Origin of the sequence: Sinorhizobium sp. 6-70 (assembly GCF_030124375.1) — a bacterium.
Classification (GTDB): domain Bacteria; phylum Pseudomonadota; class Alphaproteobacteria; order Rhizobiales; family Rhizobiaceae; genus Sinorhizobium.
The window spans coordinates 51,629-63,728 of the sequence record NZ_JASKLS010000017.1; the positions used below are offsets into that span (position 1 = coordinate 51,629).

Consider the following 12,100-nt stretch of genomic DNA (forward strand, 5'->3'; position numbering starts at 1 on the left):
TGCGTGTATTTCTGTTTAGTTGCCGGGCGGCCTTTATGTCAGAATTCGCGGGACTCTTGAACGAACTTCATGAAAGGAAATGACATGGCTACACAGAAGGTCGCGTTGGTTACGGCCGGCGGGAGCGGCATGGGAGCGGCGGCTGCACGCAGGCTCTCGGCTGATGGCTACAAGGTTGCGATCCTCTCTTCCTCGGGGAAGGGCGAAGCGCTGGCAACGGAGCTCGGCGGCCTCGGTGTCACGGGCTCGAACCAGTCGAATGAGGACCTGAAACAGCTTGTCGACCTCGCCGTTGAGACGTGGGGCCGCATCGACGTGCTGGTCAACAGTGCCGGTCATGGCCCGCGCGCTCCGGTCATCGAAATCACCGACGAGGACTGGCACCGCGGGATGGACACGTATCTGCTGAACGTGATCCGACCGACGCGCCTCGTCACGCCCGTGATGCAGAAGCAGAAGTCCGGAGCGATCATCAATATTTCCACCGCATGGGCGTTCGAACCGAGCGCGATGTTCCCGACGTCTGCGGTGTTCCGTGCCGGGCTCGCCGCCTACACCAAGATTTTCGCCGACACCTATGCGGGTGAGAATATCCGGATGAACAACGTTCTGCCCGGCTGGATCGACAGCCTGCCAGCGACCGAGGAGCGTCGCGACAGCGTGCCTATGAAGCGCTACGGAACGAGCGCGGAGATTGCCGCAACCGTTGCGTTCCTTGCCTCGGAGGGCGCGGCCTATATCACCGGCCAGAACATCCGGGTTGACGGCGGCCTCACGCGCTCGGTCTAGTCTGTAGGGGCAATTTACAGTTGTGTAGATAGCGCCGGCGCGGCAATGGTTGCGCCGGCGAGGGTTGCGTGCAACGTCTTATTAGCTACGGCCGATAGCCGCCCGGCATATTCGGCGGGAGGGGCGGTTATTCAGCCGCCGCCAAGATGGTCGCAGATAGGCGCCATAACATGGCAAACTCTTCCCCTCCGGCGACGCGGAATAGAACTCTGTTGCTATAATTCACAAAAATTATAGATTTAGATGATGGCATCTGAAACGGCTTCGACGGAGGTCACGATGCCGGACAAAAGAGTGGTCGGAATCTCGGGGAACATTACGCGCCCGTCCAAAACACGGAGTTTCGTCGATCATATCGTTCATCGGCTTGCGCTGAATGTCGGAGCCTCGGCACAGACATTCGACATAGAGGACTTCGGCCATTCTTTGCCGCATGCAAGGCGGCTGGACGATCTCGCGCCCGAAGCACGCTACATCGTCAACCAGGCGATCACGGCCGACGTGCTGGTCGTCGGCTCTCCAACGTTCAAAGGCAGCTATACCGGACTGTTCAAGCACTGCTTCGACCTCTTCGATCCCTCATCGCTGCGCGGCAAGCCGGTCATCCTTGCGGCAACCGGCGGCGGCGAGCGTCATTCGCTGATCGTCGAACACCAGCTGCGCCCGCTCTTCGGCTTCTTTGAAGCACTGGCAATGCCGACGGCAATCTACGCGTCGGACAAGGATTTCGCGGACGGCGCCCTGATCTCGGAAGCGATCCATGCCCGGGTCGGGCTGGCGGTCGACGAAGCAACGCGCGTGCTGGGACGCTCCGACCGGCGGAGCATCGCCGCTTAGCGCGCCGGGCCGGGAACAAGACATCGTGAATCAAAGCACCATTCATGGCCGATCGGCCGAAAACCCTCGGAGGGCTCAATGACCAGAAAGATCAAACTCGGCGCCTTTCTGCCCGGCGGCGGCCAGCATATCGCCGCCTGGAGGCACCCGGAGGCTCCGGCCGACGGGGCGACAAGCTTCGAGTTCCACAAGAAGCTCGCGCAGACGGCCGAACGTGGCCTGTTCGACGCCTATTTTCTGGCGGACAATCTCTCCGTCGGGCTCGGGGGGCGTGAAGGCGGGAACGCCAAGATCGCAGGCTTCGAACCGGTCACGCTGTTTGCCGCCCTCGCACCGTTCACGACCCATCTCGGCTTTATCGCGACCGCGTCGACCACCTACGAGGAGCCCTATACGCTCGCCCGCAAATTCGCGTCTCTCGACCTTCTTTCCAACGGCCGGGCCGGATGGAACGTGGTGACTTCGGCGGGCGACGAGACGGCTCGCAACTTCAACAGGGAAACGCAGCCGACCCATGCCGAGCGCTATGAGCGCGCCCATGAGCATGTCGAGACGGTGAAAGCCCTCTGGGATAGCTGGGAGGACGACGCCTTTATTCGTGACAAGGCGACCGGTCGCTTTTTTGACGCCGGGCGCGTCCACGATATCAATCACAGGGGCAGGCATTTCTCGGTGAAAGGGCCGCTCAATGCGCCGCGCCCGATACAGGGCCACCCCGTCGTCGTCCAGGCGGGACAATCCGAAGACGGACGCGGGCTTGCCGCTGCGACGGCGGAAGTGATCTTCACCGCCCATCAGAATCTCAGTTCCGCCCAGGAGTTCTACCGGGACATCAAGGCGCGTGTGCGACGCGCAGGACGCAACCCCGAGCACGTGCTGATCATGCCGGGGGTCGCGCCGTTTGTCGGCCGCACGGAAGAAGAGGCGCGCAGCAAGTACGAGCGGCTGAACGAGCTCATCGTTCCAGAAGACGGCGTCGCCCTGCTCAATGGGTTGACCGGCGGAACGCTCGACCTGACGGGATATCCGCTCGACGGTCCGTTGCCCGTCAGCCAAGAGACCGAAGGCATGAAGAGCCGCCAGGCGCTGATCCGCAAGATCGCCGACGAGCACGGCTTCACGATCCGGCAGCTCTACCAGTGGATCGCGACCGCGAGAGGTCACTACACCGTCGTCGGCAGTGCCGAGCAGGTCGCCGATCAGCTCGAGGAATGGTTCCGCAACGAAGCGGCGGACGGGTTCAACATCCTGCCGCCGTGGCTTCCCGGCGCGCTTGACGACTTTGTCGACCTGGTGATCCCCGAACTGCAGCGCCGGGGGTTGTTCCGGACCGCATATGAGGGTCGCACGCTTCGCGAAAACCTCGGCCTCCCCAGGCCGCAAAATCCATGGACGCAATCGCGCGAGGCCATTCAGGCCGCCGAATAAAACGCCAAAGGAGGGCAGGCAGATGAGTTTGCAGGACGTCGACAGATCAATCCTCGCCAACCGCGGCGCCGATGGCGTGAAAGCGGAAGAATATCTCCAGCGGGCCAGCGTAAAGCTTCGAAACTGGCTGTCGCGCTACGGACTTCTGGCTGCCTTTCTCGTCTTCTGGCAGGCAGCCAGCAGCAGTGGTTGGCTCAATCCGGCCGTTTTCCCGCCGATCGACGCGATCCTTTCTGCCATGTGGAGAGGCGTATTCGGCGGAGCCTTGCTCGACGATATCGCCATCAGCCTTCAACGCTCTGGCCTGGCATTCGTGGCTGCCGTGCTGGTGGCGATACCGCTCGGCCTTTTCATGGGGCAGGTGCGCCCGATCGAGCAGGCGCTCGACCCGATCCTTCAACTCTTCAGGCAGACATCGGCGCTGGCGCTTTATCCGGTGTTCATCCTGCTGCTCGGGCTCGGCGAGGCATCCAAGGTTTTCGTGATCTTCTGGGCCACATTGTTCCCGCTGCTCTTGAACACGATCAGCGGGGTCAAGGAAGTCGATTCGAAGCTGATCGAAATGGCGCGCGTCTACGGAGCGTCGCGTCCGACCGTGTTCCGGCGCGTCGTCCTGCCCGGCGCCATTCCCTCCATCTTCGTCGGCCTGCGCCTGAGTGCCACGACCGCACTTCTGTTGCTGATCGCCTCCGAGATGATCGGCGCCAACAAGGGGGTCGGCTTCCAGGTCATGAATGCCCAATACAATTTCCAGATACCGCTGATGTTTGCGGCGATCTTCATCCTCGCCGGGCTCGGGCTCATCGCCAACTACGCGCTTGTCTTTGCCCAGCGCCGCCTCTGCCGCTGGAGCGATGTCTCGATCTAGCGCATGTCGCCCGAAAGTGTGCAGCGGTTTCGGGGCAACGACATGCATGCAAACAAAGACCTAAAGCGCGTGCAACGCGCGGTGCGCTTCGCCATCAACCTCTTCAACCAGGAAAGACGAACACATGACCATCTCCATTCGCTCCCTCGGTCTTGGCACCCTGTTTGCCATCGGCCTGTCCGGATATGCGGCGGCGCAGTCTCCCGATCCGGTGACCCTGCGCTACCTTGCCAGCCATGGCAGCATATCGGCGCACGAGCTCGCAGCCGAACTTGGCTACTTCGACGGCACGGGCATCAAGCTCGAGAACATCGGCTATGCGAGCGGCGGTCCGGAGTCGCTCTTCGGGCTCGCATCCGGCAGCGTCGACATAGGCTCCGCGGCAACCGCGGCCGTCATCAACTCGATCGCCAGCGGCAACGATTTTGTCGCCGCGTATCCGACCAACGGCATCAACGAACAGGTCAAGAGCATCTTCTACGTGCTCGAAGACAGCCCGATCAGATCCATCGAGGATATCGCCGGCAAGACCATTGCGGTGAACACGCTCGGCGCCCACCTCGACTACGCGGTGCGGGAAGCGCTGCACAGCAAGGGCTTGCCGCAGAATGCCGCCAACCTCGTCGCCGTGCCGGGCCCGCAACTGGAGCAGACCTTGCGCTCCAAGCAGGTCGACATCGCTGCCGTCGGATACTGGCAGGCAACGTTCAACGGCCAGATCGTGGACAATGGCGGCGTGCGCGCAATCTTCGATGACACCGATGTCCTTGGAGAGATTGCCGGCGGCTTTGCCGTTCTTCGCCGCGACTTTGTCGAGGAACACCCCGAAGCAGCCAGGAATTTTGTCGAACAGTCTGCCCGCGCAGCCGACTGGTCGAGGGAAAATCCGGAAGAAGCACGGGCGCTGCTTGCAAAAATTCTCGAAAAACGCGGCGAGAATGGCGCACTGGCCAAGCACTGGACTGGCTTCGGGCTGCGGCCGGGCGCGCGTGCGACGGAACGAGATCTGGATTTCTGGATCGGCGTTCTCGAGCGTGAGGGCAGCCTGCCCAAGGGTAAGTACAAGGCCTCCGATCTTCTGCTCCAGACCACCGGCAGGGCTGCGGCAAACTGAGGGGCCTGCCATGGGAGATGTCCAGACTTTGAAAAAAGGGGAGATTGCGCTGCGCGATCTCTCGAAATCCTTCCAGATCGGCGGGCGTTCGCTGAGGGTTTTGCGGAATGTGAATCTGGAGATCCGCTCCGGCGAATGCCTCGCAATCGTCGGGGCCAGCGGATCGGGCAAGACGACATTGCTGCGCATCCTGGCGGGGCTCGACGCCGCAGATGCCGGCAAGGTGCTGATCGACAACCAGCCGATCACGGGCGTGGGCAACGAACGCGCCGTCATCTTCCAGGAGCCACGCCTGCTTCCCTGGCAGACTGTGCTCGAGAATGTCGCCTTCGGCCTGGAGGTGAGGGGTGGCCATGCCCGTCACGCCAAGGAGCGCGCGCGCCATTACCTCTCCCTGGTGGGACTGGCCGAATTTGCGGATGCCTATCCCAAGCAGCTCTCGGGCGGGATGGCGCAAAGGGTCGGCATCGCGCGAGCGCTGACGGTCCAGCCGGAGATCCTGCTGCTTGACGAGCCATTCGGCGCGCTCGATGCGATGACCAAGCTGACGATGCAGGAGGAACTGGAGCGAATATGGCGGGATGAGAACGTGACGATGGTTCTCGTCACCCACGATCTCGAGGAAGCGGTCTACCTCGCAGATCGCGTCCTGGTTCTTCCGAAGAGCAAGGACAGCAACCCGAAAATCATCGAGATCGATCTCGCCCGGCCACGTGATCGCAGCGAGCCGGGTTTTGTCCGGTACCGCAAGGATCTGCTCCGCGAGTTCGGGCTGCACTGAGCGGGCTACTGCATGTTTCCTTAAATCGTAGCCGATTTAAGGATAAAAACATGCAGCAATTCAAAGTGCTGCAGGGCCCTTTGCGCGTCTGATAAGACGCGCGGCGCTGTAGTCTTGTGCGGCTCCTCCACAGGGCGTGTGGACGTCCATACCAAGAGCGTTTCACAGTCCACTGGAATTGTGAAACGCTCTGACGCATTGAAGCGGTGCTATCGGGGACGGAATGCCGAAGCCGATTCGACCTTCAAGCCGTCATCGACCCGCGCGGGCGGTGTGTTCATGAATGTGGATAGTCGGTTTACGATCCGTCACGAGACCGAGTGCCCCATGACGGATGTGAGGGCGATGAATGCGGCCTAGTAGGGGATTCGAATGCTACCCGTCTCGCTCGCGGCAAATTCAGGCTCGGGATAGGCGCCCTGCCATTGAGCATAGGTCGTGTTGACGTCACCTGTACCAGTGCTTGCGCATCCCGAAAGTGCCAAGAGCACTATCGCTGCAATCAGAAATTTAAGAGGCATGGTATTCTCCTTTCGCCGGAGATCGCCCAGGCCTCAAGGGCCAGCTCTAAAATGTTCCCTCAAATTATCTTCGATGGCAAGCGGTCCTGCACACCTGCAAGCAGTCTTACCGATTGTTTTTTCAGCTTTTCCAAGCGGCAGGGCGGCAACGATGGCAGGCCAACCGGAAAGGTGCTGGCGACGGGCGCCTGAGGACGTGCAAAGCCCTTCGTCAAACTCGGTGGAACTGGCATCCGCCGCTTTATTTCGGCGGTTCGTCCGACGGTCGGGCAGCAGGTGGCGGCGCAGCATTGACAAATACCTGGCATGGGGAGAGCCTCCCGAGGACGTGGCGAAGAAGATCGCCGGGGTGCCCTTGCCGAAGCGGAGGGACGCGAGGTGACTTTCGTAAGCGGGGGGTGCCCCACGGTCGTGGTGATTGGCGGCGGTTTTACCGGGGCGGTGGTCGCGGCAACTCTCGCACGCGATAAGAGCATGGAAGGATGGCAGATCGCCGTCTTCGAGCCGCGCGAACGTCTCGGTTGCGGTCTTGCTTATGACACGGATGATCCGGCGCATCGCGTCAATGTGCCGGCCGGGCGCATGAGTCTCGATCCGGACGACGCCGACCATTTCATCCGCTGGATGGAGCTTCGGGGCGAGCCGCGCGACGACAGGGATGCACAGGCGGCGGACGGCTATCTCTATCCGCGCCGCGGCCTTTTCGGCCGCTATGTCGCGGATGCCGTGGCGCCGCACCTCGGCAACGGCCGCATCGTCCACCACCGGCAGAGGGTTATCAGCGTTGAGCGGCGTGGTGGAGATTGGGAAATCCGGGGTGACGCCGGCACCACGCTTCGCGCCGACATACTGGTGATCGCAACCACCCATCCCGCCCCTGCGGCACCGGCGGGCATTGATAGCGTGTTGCAGGGGCACCCACGCTATGTGGCGGATACCACGGCGCCTGGGGCTCTGGCGGCCATCCGCCCTGACGACCACGTCCTGATCATCGGCACCGGCCTCACGGCGGCGGATGTCATCGCTTCCTTGCGCACCACCGGGCGGACGGGGCCGATCACCGCCTTCTCCCGGCGCGGCCTCCGCTCGCGCGGGCATGCGGCCCAAGCCCAGGACCCCTATGGTGACTTCACGGCGGCGCCGTCGCGAACGGCGACAGAACTGCTCGTGCGCGTGCGGCGGGTCGTTGCCGAGGCCGAGGCGGATGGCTTTTCCTGGCATGCGGTCTTCGATGCATTGCGCAGCCAAGGCGGAGAGATCTGGCGCGGCCTGCCGGTCACGGAACGGCGGCGGCTGATACGCCATCTGCGCCCCTTCTGGGACGTTCACCGCTTTCGCATAGCGCCGCAGATCGATGCCATCGTCAGAGCCGGACTGCAGTCGGGCGGCATCCGCATTCTGGCGGGCCGGATCGATCGGCTCGAGAGAAACGGCGACGAGATCGCCGCGACGTTCCGGCGGCGCCACGGAGCCGGGATCGAGCACTGGAGTGTCGATGCCGTGGTGATCACAACGGGGCCGGCACACAAATCCGTTTTGAAGAGCCAGCCCTGGCTCGAAACGCTTTCAGCCGACGGCTACCTGCAGCCGGATGCCGTCGGGCTTGGCCTTGCCTGCAGCGAGACAAGCCGGGCGCTCGACAGTGAGGGCCGGGAGACGGAGACGCTTTTCATCGCCGGACCGCTCGCCCGCGGGACCTTCGGCGAACTGATGGGGCTGCCACAGGTCAACGATCACGCCATCTTCGTGGCGGAGCAGGTGGCCGCACTTGCCCGCCGGCAGCAAGCCGCGAAAGCCGCTCCTTCGCGAGACGGATCGGAGGCATTGCGGTCTGCATCGACAAGTTAGATCATTTCACTGTTTCATTGAAACAGTGAAATGATCTAACTCTTTGAAACTACGCAATTCCGGACGGAAAACCGTTACACACTTTTCCTGGAATTGCTGTAGACCAGGATGCGGGCGGAAGACCGCACACAATTTTCCTCACCCCCTAAGCGTTTGATCGCTATCTTGAATGCCAAAAGCATGGGGCGAGCGCGGCCGGCTGCAGTCATTGCCTCCGGCGGAGCCAGCGGGTATTCCGATTGTCGGAGAGAGATTCGACGCGCCGGCCGCCGGCAGCGCGAGGGGGAACGAACCGTTGAATGCAACGATTTACCGGTCCGCCATCAATATCGCCGCACTGGCCGGCCTCTATCTGTCGATCTCGATGCTGATTCCTGCATTTGTGGATCTCGTCTATGGCCATCCGCACTGGAAGGTGTTCGCCGTCTCGGCCTTTCTGACGGGCGGCCTGTGTCTGTTGACGGTTGCGGCCACACGCGCCGGACCGCCGCCGTTCAACAGGAAAATGGGTTTTCTACTCGTCACTCTGCTGTGGCTCGTGGCTTCTCTGGTCGGAACGGTGCCGTTCTGGCTTTCCTCGCTCAATCTCGATTTCGCCGCGGCGCTGTTCGAGGCGGTTTCGGCGATCACGACCACCGGGTCGACCGTCATCGTCGGCCTCGACAACGCGCCGCCGGGCATTCTCGTCTGGCGCTCGCTGTTGCATTGGCTGGGCGGGATCGGGATCGTCGCGCTCGGCCTCTTCGTAATGCCTTACCTCAGGGTCGGAGGCATGTCCTTCTTCAAGATGGAATCCTCCGACACGACCGACAAGCCATTCGCGCGCATCGTCACCTTTACCCGTGCCTTCATCTTCGTCTACGTGGTTTTCACCCTCGTCTGCGCCGTCACCTACGGCGCCCTCGGCATGAACCGGTTCGACGCCATCAATCATGCCATGTCGACGATCGCGACCGGCGGCTTTTCCACCCATGACGCATCCTTCGGCCATTACAACAGCCTGCCGCTGTTGTGGGCAGCATCCTTCTTCATGACGATTTGCAGCCTGCCGTTTTCGATCATGATTGTCCTTGTGGTCCGTGGCCGGCTGGACACGCTCAAGGACCCGCAGATCATCGTCTTCCTGTCCTATTTATTTGCCTTCGCCATGGCCGCGACCCTCTATCAGCGGCTGGTCAACGGCACTGATATGCACGCAGCGCTGGCGCATTCGTTCTTCACGGTCTCGTCGATCCTGTCGACGACCGGCTTCGCCAGCGACGATTACATGCTGTGGGGGGAGTTCATCGTGGCGCTGGCCTTCGCCGCCACGTTCATGGGCGGCTGTTCCGGCTCGACCGCCGGCGGCATGAAGGCCTATCGCTTCATCATCATCTTCAAATCCATTCGAGCCGGCCTTTACAGGCTCCTTTATCCGAACGCGGTATATTCGGTGCGTTATGGCACGACGATCGTCGACGCAGACTTGCAGCGCGCCGTCTTCCTCTTCTTCTCGACCTTCATGGTGATATGGGCTGCCGGCAGCCTGGTGATGGGAGCCTTGGGCTATGACATGGTGACGGCGGCGTCGGCCGTCGCCACCGCGCTTTCCAATGTCGGTGCCGGGCTGGGGCCGATCATCGGGCCGGCGGGCAATTTTTCGACACTGTCGGACCCCGCCCTGTATGTCCTCTCGCTGATGATGCTGCTCGGGCGTCTTGAAGTATTGACCCTGCTCGTCATTCTGACGCCGGTGTTCTGGAAGAATTGAAGCGCGATATTATGGCGTCAGCCGGTTAGCTGCTCGATGCAGAAACGCAGCGTCGTCGCGGAGGTGGCGATGGCCTTGTCGGCATCGAGTGCATAGTCCTCGTTCTCGATGCTGATCACATCGTCATAGCCGACGTCCCGCAGTGCCGTGAGAATCTCCAGCCAGCCCCGGACCGGCGTGCCGTGGCCGAGCGAGACGAAGTTCCACGACCGCCCGCGAACCGGCACCACGTGCTTCGGGTCGAGCAGACCGTCGATGCGCGCCTGCGGTTCGATGCGCGTATCCTTGCCGTGAACATGGTAGATGCAGTCGCCGAGCGCGCGGATCGCCGAAACCGGATCGCCGCCCATCCAGATAAGGTGGCTTGGGTCGAAATTGACGCCGACGGTCGGGCCGACGGCGTCGCGCAACCGACAGAAGCTCTCGACATTGTAGACGGCTTGCCGACCGTGCGGTTCGACGCAGAGACGCAGGTCCTTCTTCTCCGCGGCTGCCGCATAGTCCTTCCAGAAGGGGATGACGCGCTCGGACCATTGCCATTCGAGGATCACCATCGCTTCCGGTGGCCAGGACGAAGTGATCCAGTTCGGGCAGCTGTCGGTCGACCCACCGGCCGGCAGACCGGACATCATGACGATGCGCCGGACTCCGAGCAGCGGCGCGAGATCCAGCGCGTCATAGACGAGCTTCATGTCTTTCGCTCCGCTCTCGCCCGGATGCAATTGGTTCCCGGAGCAGTTGAGCGCGGAGATTTCGAGATTGCGGTCGCGCAGCATGCCGAGAAGCCGGTCGCGGGCCGTGCCGTTAGCAAGCAATTCGCCAATGTCGACATGCGGCGCGTTCGACCAGCCGCCCAGACCGAATTCGACGCAAGCGAACCCGAGTTCCGCGGCGCGGTCCAGGCACGCTTCCAGCGAAAGCGCAGCGAAGCCGTCGGTGTTCAGGCCGATTTTCATCTGATCCTCCCCATCGACGCGATGGCCGTTCAATCGGCATGCGAAATCTTCACCGCCGCACCGGTATCCGCTGCCGACTGGATCGCATCGAGAATCTGCGCCGCGCGCAGGCCATCGAGCGTCGACCCGTTCTGCATGGGACGGTTTGCGGCGATCGCTTCGAGAAATTCGTGGATCATGAACCCGAATACCTCGGCATAGCCGATCGCCACGCCGTCATGGGGAACGGGCAGCAATTCTGCATAGGGAAGGGCGGGGTTATTCGCGACCAGCGCAAAGGGCGATTGTCCGCTGCCATCGAAGCGCGCGATTTCGTAATGGGCCGGCGTGCGGGAATTGTAACGCAGGGCACCCCTCGTGCCGGTGACCGAAAAGGAAAGCGTGTTGCCCATGCCGACCGCCACCCGGCTCGCAAGAAACATGCCCTGGCAGCCGTTTTCGAAGCGCAGCAGGGCGGACATGACATCGTCGTTGTCGACGGGCCTGCTTTCGGTGCTGAGCGTAACCTTTTCGTGGCCGATGCTGGCGGCTGCGGGCAGAAAGCGTTCCTTGACGGAAATCGTACCGATGGCGCCTGCGATCTCGGAGACTTCTCCACAGAGAAAGCGGGCCGTGTCGATGGCATGAGTCCCGACGTCGAGCAAGGCACCGGCACCGGCGCGGCTCTTCTCGTACCGCCAGCTGTGCGGCAGGTCGGGATCGGCGGCATATTCGCTTTCGTACTGGACGAGAAGGTTGACGAGATCGCCGATTTCTCCGGCCGCGATGATGTCGCGTATCGCCGCAACGGCCGGAATGCGTCGGTAGTTGAAGACCGTTGCGGAGACGACCGGCGACACGATCGCGGCGCGATGGATGCGCAACGCCTCCTCGGCATTGAGGGCGAGCGGCTTTTCGCAGAGGACGTGCTTTCCCGCGGCAATCGCCGCGAGCGTCACCTCCGCATGCAGCGCATTCGGCAAGCAGACACTGACGATGCCGATTTCGGGATCGGCAATAACCGCGTTGAGGTTGGTTTCCGTCTTTTCGAAGCCCCAGGTCGCGGCGAGGCGGCCGGCGAGCGCCTCGTTGCCGTCGCAGGCCGTTGCAAGACGAATGCCGGCGATGCGGTCCTCGAAGCGCGGCAGGTTCGTTCGGTAGCCGAACGCGTGCGCGGCACCGATCATGCCGGCACCGATGACGGCGATGGCGTTCCCCTTCATGTTCTC

At 62.3% G+C, this 12,100-nt stretch carries 11 protein-coding genes; 8 read left to right on the plus strand and 3 right to left on the minus strand.

Annotated features, from left to right (window positions below; all coding sequences use genetic code 11):
• Window positions 1–84: 84 nt before the first annotated feature.
• The 6 genes from QN222_RS25700 to QN222_RS25725 all read left to right on the plus strand — a co-directional run bounded on the left by QN222_RS25700 (window position 85) and on the right by QN222_RS25725 (window position 5,817).
• Window positions 85–789, plus strand: a complete 705-nt coding sequence (locus tag QN222_RS25700) for an SDR family oxidoreductase (RefSeq protein WP_283964466.1) — start codon at window positions 85–87, stop codon at window positions 787–789.
• A gap of 279 nt (window positions 790–1,068) precedes the next feature.
• Entirely contained in the window at window positions 1,069–1,626 is a 558-nt protein-coding gene (msuE, locus tag QN222_RS25705; RefSeq protein ID WP_283964465.1) for an FMN reductase, read from the plus strand.
• Window positions 1,627–1,704: 78 nt separating this feature from the next.
• Window positions 1,705–3,054: an LLM class flavin-dependent oxidoreductase gene (locus QN222_RS25710; RefSeq protein ID WP_283964464.1), complete on the plus strand. Its 1,350-nt coding sequence runs from the start codon at window positions 1,705–1,707 to the stop codon at window positions 3,052–3,054.
• A gap of 22 nt (window positions 3,055–3,076) precedes the next feature.
• A complete protein-coding gene (locus tag QN222_RS25715; protein WP_283964463.1) occupies window positions 3,077–3,922 on the plus strand; it encodes an ABC transporter permease in 846 nt (281 codons plus the stop codon).
• Between the two features lie 124 nt (window positions 3,923–4,046).
• On the plus strand, window positions 4,047–5,036 hold the full coding sequence (locus tag QN222_RS25720; protein ID WP_284005646.1) for an ABC transporter substrate-binding protein: 990 nt from the start codon (window positions 4,047–4,049) through the stop codon (window positions 5,034–5,036).
• Window positions 5,037–5,046: 10 nt separating this feature from the next.
• Window positions 5,047–5,817 carry an ABC transporter ATP-binding protein gene (locus tag QN222_RS25725; RefSeq protein ID WP_283964461.1) on the plus strand — a complete coding sequence of 257 codons (771 nt, stop codon included), beginning with the start codon at window positions 5,047–5,049 and terminating at the stop codon, window positions 5,815–5,817.
• A 356-nt stretch (window positions 5,818–6,173) separates the two neighbouring features.
• Here the strand turns inward: QN222_RS25725 and QN222_RS25730 are convergent, their stop codons facing one another.
• Window positions 6,174–6,338: a hypothetical protein gene (locus tag QN222_RS25730; protein WP_283964460.1), complete on the minus strand. Its 165-nt coding sequence runs from the start codon at window positions 6,336–6,338 to the stop codon at window positions 6,174–6,176.
• A gap of 378 nt (window positions 6,339–6,716) precedes the next feature.
• Here QN222_RS25730 and QN222_RS25735 point away from each other — a divergent pair, with 378 nt between their 5' ends.
• Window positions 6,717–8,186, plus strand: coding sequence for an FAD/NAD(P)-binding protein (locus QN222_RS25735; RefSeq protein WP_283964459.1), 1,470 nt, complete (start codon window positions 6,717–6,719; stop codon window positions 8,184–8,186).
• A gap of 295 nt (window positions 8,187–8,481) precedes the next feature.
• Window positions 8,482–9,936, plus strand: a complete 1,455-nt coding sequence (locus QN222_RS25740) for a TrkH family potassium uptake protein (protein ID WP_283964458.1) — start codon at window positions 8,482–8,484, stop codon at window positions 9,934–9,936.
• A gap of 17 nt (window positions 9,937–9,953) precedes the next feature.
• Here the strand turns inward: QN222_RS25740 and QN222_RS25745 are convergent, their stop codons facing one another.
• Complete coding sequence (locus QN222_RS25745) at window positions 9,954–10,892, minus strand: sugar phosphate isomerase/epimerase (protein ID WP_283964457.1); 939 nt, start codon at window positions 10,890–10,892, stop codon at window positions 9,954–9,956.
• A gap of 29 nt (window positions 10,893–10,921) precedes the next feature.
• Window positions 10,922–12,094, minus strand: coding sequence for a Gfo/Idh/MocA family oxidoreductase (locus QN222_RS25750; protein ID WP_283964456.1), 1,173 nt, complete (start codon window positions 12,092–12,094; stop codon window positions 10,922–10,924).
• Window positions 12,095–12,100: the final 6 nt, after the last annotated feature.